This window comes from Massilia sp. YIM B02769 (assembly GCF_030411995.1).
Classification (GTDB): Bacteria; Pseudomonadota; Gammaproteobacteria; order Burkholderiales; family Burkholderiaceae_D; genus Telluria.
The window spans coordinates 155,049-168,799 of record NZ_JASNRC010000011.1; the positions used below are offsets into that span (position 1 = coordinate 155,049).

Here is a 13,751-nt window from a genome sequence, read left to right on the forward strand (position 1 = left end):
CCGTTCCTGCGACTGTCTTGCGGCCCGTGCCATGATTTGCTCAGTTCTTCTTGTCTTCCTCCTGCGGCCACGCCACGCCGGTCCACGCGGCATTCATCGACTGCTGGGCCGCGCTCGTCTTGTCGAGGGGCTTGACCTTGGCCTTGCCTTTCGGCTGCAGCAGCGGGGTGACCGGCAGTGCGAGCAGTTCGTCGCGGCGGAACAGGTGGACCTGGAACGGCCCGGCCTTCGACAGCGCCATCTTGTCGCCGATGTCCTTGGCTGACACCCGCAGCCCGTTCACCGCCAGCAGGGTGTCGCCCGCGACCACGCCGGCCTTCCATGCCGGGCTGTCGCGCTCGACGACGGTGACCACAGCCGGGTCGCTGCCTTCGCGCAGGGTCCAGCCGGCCCACCATTCCTGCTTTTGCTCGGCATCCTTCGGCACGTCGATCAGCTTCTGCAGGCCGACCTGGGCCAGCAGGGTGTCGAACGGGATCTCGGCGGTGCCGTCCACGTACTGGCTCCACCAGGCGCGCCAGTCCTGGCCGCTGACACCGCGCAGCGCGGCGAGGACCGCCGCCACGTCGTAGCCGCCCTGCGCGGTGGAGTGCTGCTCGAACAGGATGCGGTGCACGTCTTCCAGGCCTTTTTTTCCACCCGTCTGGCGGCGCAGCTCGATGTCCATCGCGAGCGCCAGCAGCTGGCCTTTCGAATAGATGTTGACCGAGGCGTTGCGGGCGCGCTCGCCGCCGACGGCGATCCACTCGTCAAAGCTGGAATCGGCCGCGCTTTGCTGGAAGCGGCCCGGCTGGTGCTGGTAGTCGTCGATCAGCTTCGCGTACTCTTCATGGAATTCGTCGCGCTTTTCCAGGCCGGCGCGCAGCACGATCAGCTCTTCGAAGTAGGACGTGTGGCCTTCGGCGACCCACAGCAGGCGGTTGTAGTTCTCGTTCTGGTAGTCGTAGGGGACCATCTCCTTCGGACGGTAGGCCTTGACGTTCCAGGTGTGATAGAACTCGTGCGCGGCCGTGCGCAGGAAGTTCAGGTAGGCCTTGCGCGGCGCGAAGGTCCAGCGCGGCTTCTGGATCACGGTGGAGTTGGCGTGCTCGGTCGCGCCGCCGGCGCCGTCGGTCGCGTGGACGATGAAGAGGTAGCGCCCGAACGGGTACTTGCCGTTGTAGAGCTTCGCGGTCTCGCCGACGATCTTTTTCAAATCGATCATCATCTGCTTGCCGTCGTGGTTGCCGCGGCCCCAGATGGCCAGTTCGATGGTGCGGCCGTCGACTTTGTCGGTGTAGAACTCGTGCAGGCCGGTCTCGATCGGCGCGTCGACCAGCACGTCGTAGTCGGCGGCGACGAAGCAGTGCTCGCAGCTGCCCGCGTCCATGCCCGAGCGCGACTTCCAGCCCTGCGGCACGTCCAGCCTGACGTTCACCTTCTCCTTGCGGAAGGGCGCGGCGTAGACGAACACGCCGCTGGCGTCGAGGTAGGCATGGGTGTCGTCGATGTGGCGGGTGCGCTCGCCCAGGGTGTTCGCATACAGCTCGTACTGCACGGTGACCGCGTCGCCCGGCCGGGTCTTGACTTGCCAGGTGCCCTTGTCGGTCTTCTCGACCGGCAGCGCGGCGCCCCTGGCGTCGAAGGCCTTGAACAGGCGCACGCCATTGGCCAGGTTCAGCATGTTGTAGCGGCCGGTGCGCCAGTTCGGCATCGACACGTCGAGCGTGGTTCCGCGCGTGGCCGGGAAGGTGGCGCGCACTTCGGCGAGGTGCTGGGCGGCGTCGGTGATCTTCAGCTGGTAGTCGACGTCGGCGCGCGCGCTGGCGCTGGCGCCGAGGAGAAGGACGGGGAGGGCGTAGGCAAGGAAAGATGGTCTCATGTTCGCAATCTGGTGTACGTCCGGGATGGGCGCGATATTGTGCGCGGGAGTGTATACCAGTCGGCGTACGGCGGAGAGCCCTGTTTTTGCCGTACATACGGGGCGGCGGGCATGCGTGCGCCAGGCTTGCCGTCCTGTGCCTACGATAGACATGTCACCACAAACCGGAGAAAAGCATGCCCAGAGGAGCCAGCCCGAAACGCGAACGCGAAGCGAAGAAACTCGAACGCAAGTTCAAGAAGGAGAAGCGTTACAAGGGACGCGAGGACGAAGTCGCGGCCCGCATCGTCAACAAGCAGCGCGCCGCCGCCGGCGAAACCAAGACCGCGCACAAGCACAAGCCGCCGCGCCGCACGACCTCGCGCCGCAAGAGCCGCAGCAGCCATTCGCGCGCGCGCCGCGGTACGAAGTCGGCGTCCTGAGCCGAACCCGCCATGCGCTTGCCTTGCAGGCCGCTCAGGACCTGCCGGCGTCTGGCGGCTAGACGGCAGATTGCCCGCGCATGGTCCGGAAGGCCGAACGGACATGGGCCGCGAATACGGACGGATTTTCCATCGCCGCAAAATGTCCGCCCCGGTCGGCTTCTTCGAAGAACCGCAGATCCTCGAAGCGCTTTTCCGCCCACCGTCGCGACAGGCGCACTTGCTCTCCAGGGAACATGCTGATGCCGGCCGGCAGGGCAATTGGGGAAGAAGGCATGCCCTTGGCCATTTCCTGCGCTGCTTCCCAGTAAAAGCGTGCGGAACTCGGGCCGGCGTTCGGCAGCCAGTACAGCATGATGTCGTCGATGAGATGGTCGAGCGCGATCACGCTCTCGGGATGTCCGCTGCTGTCCGTGACATCCTGGAACAGGGCATAGATCCAGCTGGCCAGCCCGACCGGCGAATCCGCCAGCGCAAACGCCAGCGACTGCGGACGCGTGCACTGGAGCTTCATGTAGCCCGAAAACTCGCGGTTGTAGCGTTCGGCATCGTCGAGCATGCGCCGCTCGGCGGGCGTCGCGTTCCCGATTTCCTCCTCGGTCGCGCTAAACATCACCATGTTGAGGTGAATCCCGGCCAGGCCGGGGGCGCGCATGTGGGCAAGCGCGGTCGTGATCGCCGCGCCCCAATCGCCGCCCTGCGCAAACCAGCCTGCGCCATAGCCAAGCCGTTGCATCAGCTCGGCGAAGGCGCGCGCCGTGCGTCCGACTCCCCATCCCGGCTCTGCCGGTTTGTCCGAGAAGCCGAAACCCGGCAGCGAGGGGATCACCAGGTGAAACGCGTCCGAAGGCGCGCCGCCGTGGCGGCGCGGGTCGGACAGGGGGCCGATCACGTCGCGAAACTCGAGTATCGACCCTGGCCAGCCGTGCGTGAGGAGCAGGGGAGCTGCGCCGGCTTCAGGCGACCGGATGTGCAGGAATTGAATGCCGAGTCCGTCGACGATGGTGCGGCTGCTGCCCCAGGCATTGAGCATCGCTTCGGTACGGCGCCAATCGTATTCGCCGCGCCAGGCTGCCACCAGCGCCTCGATACGCTCGTGCCTGGGTCCCTGCGATCCATCCTGCACCGTTCCGGGATCGGGCCAGCGAATCCGGTCCAGGCGTTCCTGCAGGCCGTCCAGGCTGGCCTGGGAAATGTGTATCGGGAAGGGTGTAATGGCGGTGCTCACATTGGATCCTTGTCGAGGAAGTACGTCTGCCGGTGGTCTGGGCGGGGTGGTTTACAGCGCGATTTCGCCTTCGTCGCGTCCGGCCCAGTAGTGGATTCGCTCGGCAATAACGCGTATCATCACGATCCCGGGCGTGTCGACACCTTGCTCGAACCAGTGGTCGAGATCGGGCGTCCAGTGTGCCGCGAACTGCGCCTTGTCGCGAATCAGGTCGGCGTTTCCTTCGACCGAGATGAACAGCGGCGGAGCGCCCTGCGGGTCCGGCGCGCCGGAGAAGGTCAGTCCAACCTGCGGCGTGGCGTCGATGTCCGCGACGGTGCGCGCATTTTCGTAGGTAAAGAAGTAGCTGTGACCCTCGTACTCCACTTCACCATTATTGCTCATGGGGCGGCTGGCGAATGCACCGCCTTCGGTGCGTGTCGTCAGCATGCCGAAGTCGATCTTGCGCATGGCGTCGGACAGGTCGTGCAAGGTTTTTGTCATGATGTTCTCCATTGGCGTTAACAAGATATTAAACTGAACTATACCATTCCGTTCAATTAAATGATGGATCAGCAAATGCAATCGAATCCAGGGGGCACCCAGATTGCGCCGGCAGCGCGCAGGCGCGGCGGCCGGCCGCCGGCAGACCAGGCGGGCGAGGCGGACAGGCGTATCCTCGACGCAGCCACTCGTTTGTTTCTGGAATCGGGTTTCGACGCGACCAGCTGCGACCAGGTGTTGGCGCTGGCGGGCGCCGGCAAGGCCACGCTATATGCGCGCTATGCCAACAAGGAAGCGCTGTTTTTCGCCGTGATAAGCCGTGCCATGGCGCGCGCGTCTTTGCCGGTACTGGAGATAAAGCAGGGCATGCCAGTCCGTGAGCGCCTGCGTGCAGCGGGCCGCGCGCTCCTGGTACGGGCGCTGGCCGATGAAGCGGTCGAGCTGATGAGAGTCTGCCTGGCCATCGCGCGGCGGATGCCGGATTGCGCGCGCATGGCCGATCGGAGCGAACGGCAAAGCGCGGTGGAATGCGTCGTCCTCGCCCTGGCGGGGGAAGCGGCGGCCGAGGGCAAGGGCGGGCAGGCGGCGCATGTCGCCGAACTGTTCGTCGACATGGTTTTCGTGGCGCCACGGATGCGCGTGCTCATGGGGGACGACCGGGAACGGCTGGACGCCACGGGAGCACGCCGGGTAGACGAGGCAGTCGACCTCCTGGCGCGTGCCGGGTGGCTGGACGAGTTCGGAACGCCGTAGGACGCGGTAGTCCACTGCCGGCCTGCATTCTGACTGCCGGCGTTGTCGCATCACAACGGGTTTCGCGCGCCCATTCGTCGATACCGCGTTCGATTGGATTCTGAAAAGCAATAAACGTTTTATCCTGCTATCCTTGTTTCTGTTTGGAAATCCCCACTGAACTCCCAGCAAGCATGTCCCCAGGCCCGCCGGTCGGATCGATCACGTCCGTCCCGCACGCGGCATGGCGCGCCATCTCATCAACCGGACGACAACACAACAAGAATGCTCACTTCCGCCACTCTCGCTACTGCCGACAGCCGGCTCGACATGGCCCACGCCGCACTCGACGCCATCCAGCGCACCCAGGCCGTGGTCGAATTCGACATGCAGGGCCATGTCCTGCATGCCAACCAGAACTTCCTCGATGCGATGGGCTACACGCTGGGCGAGATCGTGGGCCGCCACCACCGCATGTTCTGTGCGGCCGACGACGCTGTGTCCGACGCCTACCGCGTCTTCTGGGATACGCTGGGCAGCGGCCACCCGACCCAGGGCGAATACATGCGCATGCGGCTCGACGGCGTGCCGGTCTGGCTGCAGGCATCGTACAACCCGGTGTTCGACGGCGAGGGCCGCCCGGTCAAGGTGATCAAGTTCGCCACCGACATCACCAGGTCCAGGCTGCAGCAGGCCGAGAACGCCGCCAAGATCGACGCCATCGACCGGGTCCAGGCCGTGATCGAATTCGGCCTCGACGGCAGCATCCTGCACGCCAACGCCCGGTTCCTCGACACGCTCGGCTACACCCTCGAGGAGCTGCAGGGCCAGCATCACCGCCTGTTCTGCGACCCGGCCTACGCGGCCTCGCCCGAGTACGCGCTGTTCTGGGCCCACCTGGGCAAGGGCGAATTCCACTCGGGCCAGTTCAAGCGCCGCCACAAGTCCGGGCGCGAGGTCTGGATCAGCGCCTCCTACAACCCGGTGTTCGGCGCCGACGGCAAGCCCGTGAAGGTCATCAAGTACGCCACCGACATCACCGAGCAAACCCTGCGCAATGCCGACTACGAGGGCAAGACCCAGGCGATCGACCGCGTGCAGGCGGTGATCGAGTTCGACCTGCAGGGCAGGGTCCTCGCCGCGAACGCCAACTTCCTCGATACGATGGGTTACGGCCTGGAAGAGATCCGCGGCCAGCACCACTGCATGTTCTGCGACCCGGCCCTGGCCGGGTCGGCCGAGTACCTGGCCTTCTGGGAGCGCCTGGGGCGCGGCGAGTTCAATGCCGGCGAGTACCGCCGCGTGACGCGCGCTGGCAGGGAAATCTGGCTGCTGGCATCCTACAATCCGGTCTTCGACGCCGACGGCAAGCCGATCAAGATCGTCAAGTTCGCCACCGACATCACGCAGCAGAAGCGCCAGGACACGGAAATCAAGGGCAAGCTGGAGTCGATCGGCCGTTCGCAGGCCGTGATCGAATTCGACCTGCGCGGCAATGTATTGAGCGCGAACGAGAACTTCCTGCGCACCATGGGCTACACGGCCGACGAAGTGACCGGCGCCCACCACAGCATGTTCTGCGACCCGGCGCTGGTGAAAAGCGCGGCCTACCGCCATTTCTGGGCCAACCTGGCGCAGGGCCAGTTCCAGTCCGGACGCTTCCAGCGGCGCGGCAAGCACGACGCCGACATCTGGATCGTCGCCACCTACAACCCCATCCTCGACGTCAACGGCAAGCCCTATAAAGTCGTGAAATTCGCAATGGACGTCACCGAGCAGGTGCACCGCGAAGAGCTGGTCAGCGCCAAGGTCAAGGCGATCGGCGGCGTGCTGAACGAGCTGACCGAGTCGATCGCGGCGATTGCCCAAGGCTCGCAGCAATCGAGCGAACTGGCTACGCGCACCCAGCAGGACGCTGCCGAGGGCAGCAAGCTGCTGGAGCGCTCGCGCCAGTCGATCGCGGCGATCCAGCAGGCTTCGGGCGACGTGCGCGAGATCATCGACACCATCAGCGACATCGCCGGCCAGACCCACCTGCTCGCCTTCAACGCGGCGATCGAGGCGGCGCGCGCGGGCGAGCACGGCAAGGGCTTCTCGGTGGTGGCCAACGAGGTGCGCAAGCTGGCCGAGAAATCGGCGCTGGCCGCGCGCGAGATCGCCAAGCTGATCAACGAGACCGTGACCCGCGTCGGCGAGGGCACGCGCCTGTCCGGCGAGGTCGAGGGTGCATTCGGGCGCATCGTCGATTCGGTGGAAAAGACCAGCGCATCGATCGGCGGCATCCACGCCTCGACCAGCGCCCAGGCCAGCGCCACGCGCAACGCCTCGGCGCTGCTGGGCGAACTGGAACGCATCGCCACGGAGCGCTGAGCGATGGCTTCGGCACCACTCCTGCACCTGGCCGAAGCCGCCATCGGCGCGGTGCGGGTCGGCGTTCCGGCGGACAGCGTGCTGCAGGCGATCACGCTGCCGGCTGCGCCGGCCCTGTTGCCGCGCCGCCAGGGCGCGCTGGCCGGGGTGGTCGAGCACGACGGCCGGCTGGTGCCGGTGGTCGACCTGGCGCGCTGGGTCGACGTCGGCACGGCGCCGGACGAGGGGCTCGGTCCGGCGGCGGCGCGTGTCCTGGTCCTGCACGCGTTCGGGCGCACGATCGGCCTGAAGGTCGACACCGTCGGCGGCCTGGTCGAGGTGGCGGCGCACGACGTCACGCGCCTGCACCATGACGATTGCGAGGATGAAGTCTTTCACTGCGCGGTGCGCGTGCCGGATAGCGGCCGCATCCTGAGCTTGCTCGACGTCGACCGGCTGGCGCGGCTCGCTTCGGCCTGGCACCAGGACGCCGATGCGGCGCCGGCGCCAGGCATGCTGGCTTCCATCGCGGATGGGCCGCCGCCCGGCTCCCGTTCGTATGCTGTGCTGCAGGCGGGCGCGGCGCGGCTGGCGCTGGCGGCCGGCGCGCTGACCGAAGTGCTGCCCATGCCGGCGCTGGAGACACTGGGCGCCGGTTCCGGCGTGGCCTACTGCACCTGGCGCGGACGGCATGTGCCGGTGCTGGCGCATGCGGTGCTGGGGCTGGAGGCGCTGGCGGACGGCGCGCCTCCCGCGTTGCTGGCCGTCGTCGAACACGGCGGCCTGGCGCTGGGACTGCCGGTGCACGCGGCGCTGAGCCTGCACACCTTCGATACGGCAGGGCTGGCGGCGGACGGCTTGCTGTCGACCGTGTTCGAAGAGGACGGATCGCCGCTGCGCGTGCTCGACCAAGCGTGCCTGTTTGCGCGTTTTTCGGAAGCGGAGCTCAGCCGCGATTCGGGCGCCCTGGCCGGCGTGCGCCCCGGCGCCGGGCGCGAGCAGGATCGGCACGCGGCCAACGCCACCGCCTACATCGTGTTCGATGGCGATGGCATGCTCGCCACCGCCATCGACACGGTGGAGCGCATCGTCAGCCTGCGCGAGGTGGCGAGCGACGGCATGGGCGCCATGGCATGGGAAGGCCAGTCGATCCCGATGCGTGATTTGCGTACCGGCGCGGGCAATGCTGGCGCTGCTGCCGATCCTGGACGCGGCGACGTGATGGTCGTGCGCAGCGGGGCGGGGCACGTCGGCTACGTGGTTTCGCGCGTGCACCTGCTGCTGCCGCCCGGCAGCGGGCGGATCTACCGCATGGGCGGCGCGCGGGCGGGATGGGATTTCATCACGACAAACGGTGACGACGCCGGGCAGGCCAGCTACCGGATCGTCGACATGGGCGCGCTGGCGGCCTGAGTTGGCGGCAGGCGCCGGGCTGCCGGCGGCATCGCGCCGTTCCGGTGACCACGCAGGCGCTCGCTGCCGCGTGGCCGCTGCGCTCGCTGCGGCGATCGGGTCCGAGTGTAAGGATGCTTGGTCTTGTTAGGTATATGCTTACTTATGACCACTATATTCCGCCTCCACTCTGTACGCGCGCAGTTTTTCCGATTCCTGTTACTGGCCTTCTGCCTGTCGGCCCATGCGGCCCAGGCCGAGGACATCCAGTCTCCGCACCGCAACCTGACGCGCCACTTTGCACTGGTTGCGGATGGCGAGCCCACCTACAGCCTGAACTACAAGGGCCGCCCCGGCATCAAGACCAGCCGCCTCGGCCTCGACCTGAAGGTAGGGCCTGGCCTCGCCAGCGGCTTTGGCGCGGCGTCCAGCAGCACCAGCACCTTCGACGAGCGCTGGAATCCGGTGTGGGGCGAGGTCAAGACCATCCGCAATCACTACAACCAGTTGACCGTCACGCTGATCCAGGCAGCCACGAAGCGCACCATGCTGCTGCACTTCCGCCTGTTCGACGACGGCCTGGGCTTGCGCTACGCTTTTTCAAAGCAGCCGAACGACCATCCTGCCGTTCAGCCGGCTGATCCGCGGGCCGATGGACTATACGCCCGGAATTTTCGAAACCCGGATCGGCGCCTACAACCCGAAGAACAAATCATTTGTGCACAGCGCGCTGGCGTGCCAGCTGGCCCTGTACGTGGCCATGTACTCGCCGCTGCAGATGGCGCCGATCTGCCGGAGACCTACGAGAAGTATCTGGATGCGTTCCAGATCATCGAAGACGTGGCCGTCGACTGGGACGATACCAGGGGGCTGGAAGCGGGGCCGGGCGACTACATCGCGATTGCGCGCAAGGCCAAGGGGCAGAGCAGCTGGTTCTTGGGAGCACGTGCGACGAGCAGGGGCGGAATTCGGATATCGATCTGGGCTTCCTCGATCCTGGCAAGAATCACACTGCCACGGTCTATGCGGATCGCAAGGATGCGCACCATGAAACCAATCCGAAAGCTTACGCCATCCGCAAGATGGAGGTGAGCAGCAGGACGAAGCTGAGCCAGTACTGCACACCCGGCGGCGGCTACGCAATCAGTCTCGTTGTGGAGTAAAACATCTGGCGGGCTGCGCCTGTGCGCGCAGCCCGCCTTTTCTGGAACCGCCTGCCCCTAGCGCCGCGCTGCGCGGCGGCGTACGGTGCCGGCCAGGCCCAGGCCGGCCAGCACCAGCGCCAGCGAGCCGGGTTCCGGCACCTGCGCGGCGCTGTCGAAGCTCAGGTCGTCCATTACGTACGACGCCGGAAATTCGCTGGCCACGACAATCGTGTCGATTGCCCCCGTCCACCCGCCGCCGAGGTAGGATGGCACGTCCGACAACTGTAGTGTGGCCGAGCTGGCAACCAGCTCGCCGCCGAAGTACAGGTCGAAGCGCACGCTGCTGTCGCCATATCCCGAGAACCATGCCCCGCCGAAGATCGTTGGCGACAGGAAGTGGATGGTGCTGGCAACCGGCCAGTTGTCGGTCCAGTCGGTGGTGACGCGGCCCTGGCCGGAGTGGGCCGTGAACGGCGCCTGCTCCCAGGTGTAGACGGACATGCCCGCCTTCGACCAGTCCAGGCCGCCGTAGTTCACGGGCATGGCGGCGTGGCCGTCCGGGCCGACGATGTCATCGAAAGTAAGCACGGTGGCGGAGGCGATGGGAGCGCACAGGGCAAAGGCGGCGCTGACGGCGAGATTGCGGATGATGGGATGCATACGATTCCTTTCGGTGAAGTGCGGATAAGCGGAAGCAGCCGGCTGCGCACTGGCGGCATGGATTGATGCGAATGCGCGTTGTCAGGCACGGCCCAGCGCCGGGTCGCTGACCGTATGGCGGCCGGTCTCGACGCGCCCGGCGAAGCGCCGCACATAGTCGGTCTGGCCCGACACCGTTGCGCTGATGTCGTACCAGTAGCCATTGCTCGCCACCGGAATGCGCACCAGGAGCTCGGAGCGTGGCGCAACCGTGTGCATCTGCCTCAGCGCGGCATAGGCATTCGCGTTCAGGTTGAAGGTGCACGGCGCCGCGCCGGCGTTCACCAGGCGTAGCACCAGCTCCCCGCTGGCCCCATCGCAGCGCACCTGCACGTCGGGGCGCGGCTGGCCCGCCGCAACGGCACGCAGCGCGCTGCCGGTGAAGTGCCGGTGGTAGCCGTTCGGTCCCAGTACCCACAGGTCGTAAGGGCCGCCCACGGCCGGCGTCCACGCGTCCGACAGCGTTTTGCCTGCTTCGACCGTATAGCGGCGCGGGACCGCTGCCAGGTTCTTGCGGTCGTACACGTGGAAAACGGCACCCTGGCGGCCGGTGTTCACGAAAGTCAGGGTCACCTGCACGGCGGCCATCGTGGCGCCGGGGAGCACTTCGCAGATGGTCGCCAGTTCATACGGCAGCGCTCGCGAGGGACGGGTGCCAATGGCCTGCAGCGGCAATTGCGGCGATGCCGGCGGCGCGATCTGCCCCAGGCGTCCCTGGGCGGCGCGCAGGGCGTCGGCCTGGCTTTTGCTCTTGCGGCCTGCCAGCACCGGCAGGGCCTCGCTGTTCGGCGACTCGAAATTGAAGGCGCTGGTCAGGTCGCCGCAGACGGCGCGGCGGAAGGGGCTGATGTTCGGCTCCCTGACGCCGAAGCGCGTTTCCAGGAAGCGCAGCACCGAGGTGTGGTCGAACACCTGCGAGTTGACCCAGCCGCCGCGGCTCCAGGGCGAGATCACGTACATCGGCACGCGCGGGCCGGGGCCGTAGACGCGGCCGTCCGGCGCCGGCTGGCGGGTGCTGCCTTCCGGCCTGCCGTGCGTGAAGTATTCCGCGCTTAGTGCGCCCGGCGCCAGCGTGGTCTTGCCCGCATAGCCGCCCTTGCCGTCGGGCGAAGGCGCGGAGGGCGAGGGCACGTGGTCGAAGTAGCCGTCGTTCTCGTCGAAGTTCACGATCAGCACGGTCTTGCTCCACACCTCGGGATTCGCCGTCAGCGCGTCCAGCACCTCCTGCAGGAACCAGGAACCCTGCACCGGGCTCGATGGGCCCGGGTGTTCGCAGTAGATCGACGGCGCGTTCATCCACGAGACCTGCGGCAGCTTGCCCTCGCGGATGTCGCGCCTGAATGCGTCCAGGTACTGTTCCGGCTGGGTGCCGGGCAGGGTATTCGCGATGCCCTTGTACAGCGGGTTGCCGGCGTTGTCGGTGGCCGCATCGTAGGCGTGGTAGGGCAGGGCCTGGCCGGTGTTGGTGTAGGGCTGGTTCGGTGCGCCGCCGCTGGACACCGGATAGCCCGATGCGATATTCGCCCGCTTGAACTGGCGGAAGGCGCCGAGCATGTTGTCGCCCCATTCGTCGGGCATGTTCTGGTAGCTGATCCAGCTGATGCCGGCCGCCTCCAGGCGTTCGGCATAGGTGGTCCAGGTGTAGCCGGTGTTCACGCCGGCCACGGTGCCGTCGATCGCGTCCCACTCGTTGGTGACGAAGGCCTTGCCGGTAGGGACCGCGCCGTTGGTGCCGGTCAGGAAGAACGAGCGATTCGCGTCGGTGCCGGTGTGCATCGCGCAGTGGTAGGCGTCGCACAGCGTAAAGGCGTTCGCCAAGGCGAATGCGAACGGGATTTCGTTTTCCTTGAAGTAGCCCATCGAGATCGCGTTCTTGTAGCGCGGCCATTGGTCCATGCGGCCGTTGTCCCAGGCCAGCTGGCTGTCGAGCCAGTCGTGCGGGGTGCCGTTGGCGCGCTGGGCATTGCCTTTGCTGCCGTCGAGGTGGAAAGGCATTATCGGGTTGCCGTTGGCCATGCGCTGCTGCCAGACGTTGCGGCCTTCGGGCAGCGGAATCGGGAAGCGGTCGCCAAAGCCGCGCACGCCGGCCAGGGTGCCGAAGTAATGGTCGAAGGCGCGGTTTTCCTGCATCAGGATCACCACGTGTTCCACGTCCTGGATGCTGCGGGTGGCGTTGTTGGCCGGGATGGCCAGGGCGCGCTGGATGGCCGGCGGAAAGGCCGCGTAGGTGGCAGCGGCGATGCCCGCCTGGGCACTGCCGCGCAAGAATCTGCGTCGTGAGGTCATAACGTTTCCGAAGAAGGTGTGTTTGCTCGGAGGCAACTCGTGTTGCCAAGTGTTGTCATGCCGATACGACTGCAGGACGCAGTGAATGTAAGCGGCGCGCATGACGGTGCGATGACACGTGCATGGCGTGCAGCGGGGATGCGGGGCGGATCAGGGCGCGGAGAAAGGCTGACTGGGCGAATCCCCGGCGCAGGCGGGAAGCGCAGGCTGGATCAGGGACAGGCGGCCTGCGCGGGATGTCGATTGGCTGACGACCGGGCGGCGTCAGGGACGCCGCCCGGTCCTTCCGGTTTTACTTCGCAGCTGCCTCGTAGCGGCGGTTGACCTCATCCCAATTGATGATGTTGAAGAACGCGGCAATATAATCCGGCCGGCGGTTCTGGTAGTTCAGGTAATACGCGTGTTCCCACACGTCCAGTCCCAGGATCGGCGTGCCGCCCGACAGGCCGGCAAGGCTGCCCATCTGCGGATGGTCCTGGTTGGCGCTGCTTTCCACCAGCAGCTTGCCGTCCGTGCCCACCGTCAACCAGGCCCAGCCGCTGCCGAAGCGCGTCTGCGCCGCCTTGGTAAAGGCTTCCTTGAACTTGTCGTAGCCGCCGAGATCGCGCTCGATGGCCTCGGCCACCGCGCCCGTCGGCTGGCCGCCGCCGCCGGCCTTCAGCACCGTCCAGAACAGCGAGTGATTCGCGTGGCCGCCGCCGTTGTTGCGCACGGCGGTCTGGATCTGCTGGGGCAGGGTGTCGATTCGCGTGATCAGCTCTTCGACCGGCGCGCTGTCGCTGACGCCGGCTTCCTTCAGCGCATTGTTCAGGTTGGTGACATAGGTCTGGTGGTGCTTGGTGTGGTGGATTTCCATCGTGCGCGCATCGAAATGCGGCTCGAGTGCATCGTATGCGTAAGGCAGAGGTGGCAGTTCATAGGCCATGATCGTTCTCCTTTTCGGTCGATGGGACGCCGGACAGGCGGAATCGGCATCGCGCCGCCTGTCCTGCAAGCGTGCTGCCCGCTGTGGACGTCCGCAGTTGGACATGAGGTCAAGCGCTGCCGCTTGCCCCGACCCTGTTAGCGTAACCAAGAGATCAAGACCGGGGCGCGCGGCTGACCGGACCCGGGCCATGCGCTCCCGGAGGCAACGCGAAGGATAGCTGCATGGT

At 66.5% G+C, this 13,751-nt stretch carries 10 protein-coding genes and 3 pseudogenes; 7 read left to right on the plus strand and 6 right to left on the minus strand.

Features of this window, described 5'->3' with window-relative positions; genetic code table 11:
- Nucleotides 1-40 precede the first annotated feature (40 nt).
- On the minus strand, nt 41-1,861 hold the full coding sequence (locus QPK31_RS18795) for a M61 family metallopeptidase (RefSeq protein ID WP_290424407.1): 1,821 nt from the start codon (nt 1,859-1,861) through the stop codon (nt 41-43).
- 176 nt (nt 1,862-2,037) lie between these two features.
- Here QPK31_RS18795 and QPK31_RS18800 point away from each other — a divergent pair, with 176 nt between their 5' ends.
- Nucleotides 2,038-2,283 carry a hypothetical protein gene (locus tag QPK31_RS18800; protein ID WP_290424408.1) on the plus strand — a complete coding sequence of 82 codons (246 nt, stop codon included), beginning with the start codon at nt 2,038-2,040 and terminating at the stop codon, nt 2,281-2,283.
- 58 nt (nt 2,284-2,341) lie between these two features.
- On the opposite strand, the gene QPK31_RS18805 is transcribed toward QPK31_RS18800, so the two are convergent.
- Nucleotides 2,342-3,511, minus strand: coding sequence for an epoxide hydrolase family protein (locus QPK31_RS18805; protein ID WP_290424409.1), 1,170 nt, complete (start codon nt 3,509-3,511; stop codon nt 2,342-2,344).
- Nucleotides 3,512-3,562: 51 nt separating this feature from the next.
- Nucleotides 3,563-3,994: a pyridoxamine 5'-phosphate oxidase family protein gene (locus QPK31_RS18810; RefSeq protein ID WP_290424410.1), complete on the minus strand. Its 432-nt coding sequence runs from the start codon at nt 3,992-3,994 to the stop codon at nt 3,563-3,565.
- Nucleotides 3,995-4,069: 75 nt separating this feature from the next.
- Between QPK31_RS18810 and QPK31_RS18815 the strand changes: the two genes are divergently transcribed.
- From QPK31_RS18815 to QPK31_RS26275, 6 genes and pseudogenes are all read left to right on the plus strand, one after another.
- Nucleotides 4,070-4,747, plus strand: a complete 678-nt coding sequence (locus tag QPK31_RS18815) for a TetR/AcrR family transcriptional regulator (protein WP_290424411.1) — start codon at nt 4,070-4,072, stop codon at nt 4,745-4,747.
- Nucleotides 4,748-5,011: 264 nt separating this feature from the next.
- Complete coding sequence (locus tag QPK31_RS18820; protein ID WP_290424412.1) at nt 5,012-7,096, plus strand: PAS domain-containing methyl-accepting chemotaxis protein; 2,085 nt, start codon at nt 5,012-5,014, stop codon at nt 7,094-7,096.
- Nucleotides 7,097-7,099: 3 nt separating this feature from the next.
- Complete coding sequence (locus QPK31_RS18825) at nt 7,100-8,488, plus strand: chemotaxis protein CheW (RefSeq protein WP_290424413.1); 1,389 nt, start codon at nt 7,100-7,102, stop codon at nt 8,486-8,488.
- 144 nt (nt 8,489-8,632) lie between these two features.
- Nucleotides 8,633-9,061: pseudogene (locus tag QPK31_RS26265) on the plus strand (glycoside hydrolase family 97 N-terminal domain-containing protein); the annotation flags it as partial.
- Nucleotides 9,062-9,107: 46 nt separating this feature from the next.
- Nucleotides 9,108-9,191 (plus strand): annotated as a pseudogene (locus QPK31_RS26270) (hypothetical protein); the annotation flags it as partial.
- Nucleotides 9,192-9,376: 185 nt separating this feature from the next.
- Nucleotides 9,377-9,630 (plus strand): annotated as a pseudogene (locus QPK31_RS26275) (glycoside hydrolase family 97 C-terminal domain-containing protein); the annotation flags it as partial.
- A gap of 57 nt (nt 9,631-9,687) precedes the next feature.
- On the opposite strand, the gene QPK31_RS18835 reads toward QPK31_RS26275, so the two are convergent.
- From QPK31_RS18835 to QPK31_RS18845, 3 genes are all read right to left on the minus strand, one after another.
- A complete protein-coding gene (locus QPK31_RS18835) occupies nt 9,688-10,272 on the minus strand; it encodes a PEP-CTERM sorting domain-containing protein (protein ID WP_290424415.1) in 585 nt (194 codons plus the stop codon).
- Nucleotides 10,273-10,353: 81 nt separating this feature from the next.
- Complete coding sequence (locus QPK31_RS18840) at nt 10,354-12,597, minus strand: phosphocholine-specific phospholipase C (RefSeq protein WP_290424416.1); 2,244 nt, start codon at nt 12,595-12,597, stop codon at nt 10,354-10,356.
- A gap of 292 nt (nt 12,598-12,889) precedes the next feature.
- Nucleotides 12,890-13,522 carry a superoxide dismutase gene (locus QPK31_RS18845; protein ID WP_290424417.1) on the minus strand — a complete coding sequence of 211 codons (633 nt, stop codon included), beginning with the start codon at nt 13,520-13,522 and terminating at the stop codon, nt 12,890-12,892.
- Nucleotides 13,523-13,751: the final 229 nt, after the last annotated feature.

Excerpts from the sequence above, each read along its gene's own strand:
- QPK31_RS18795 (WP_290424407.1), bottom strand. The coding sequence starts at position 1,861 with ATGAGACCATCTTTCCTTGCCTACGCCCTCCCCGTCCTTCTCCTCGGC.
- QPK31_RS18800 (WP_290424408.1), top strand. The coding sequence starts at position 2,038 with ATGCCCAGAGGAGCCAGCCCGAAACGCGAACGCGAAGCGAAGAAACTC.
- QPK31_RS18810 (WP_290424410.1), bottom strand. The coding sequence starts at position 3,994 with ATGACAAAAACCTTGCACGACCTGTCCGACGCCATGCGCAAGATCGAC.
- QPK31_RS18815 (WP_290424411.1), top strand. The coding sequence starts at position 4,070 with ATGCAATCGAATCCAGGGGGCACCCAGATTGCGCCGGCAGCGCGCAGG.
- QPK31_RS18820 (WP_290424412.1), top strand. The coding sequence starts at position 5,012 with ATGCTCACTTCCGCCACTCTCGCTACTGCCGACAGCCGGCTCGACATG.
- QPK31_RS18825 (WP_290424413.1), top strand. The coding sequence starts at position 7,100 with ATGGCTTCGGCACCACTCCTGCACCTGGCCGAAGCCGCCATCGGCGCG.
- QPK31_RS18835 (WP_290424415.1), bottom strand. The coding sequence starts at position 10,272 with ATGCATCCCATCATCCGCAATCTCGCCGTCAGCGCCGCCTTTGCCCTG.
- QPK31_RS18840 (WP_290424416.1), bottom strand. The coding sequence starts at position 12,597 with ATGACCTCACGACGCAGATTCTTGCGCGGCAGTGCCCAGGCGGGCATC.
- QPK31_RS18845 (WP_290424417.1), bottom strand. The coding sequence starts at position 13,522 with ATGGCCTATGAACTGCCACCTCTGCCTTACGCATACGATGCACTCGAG.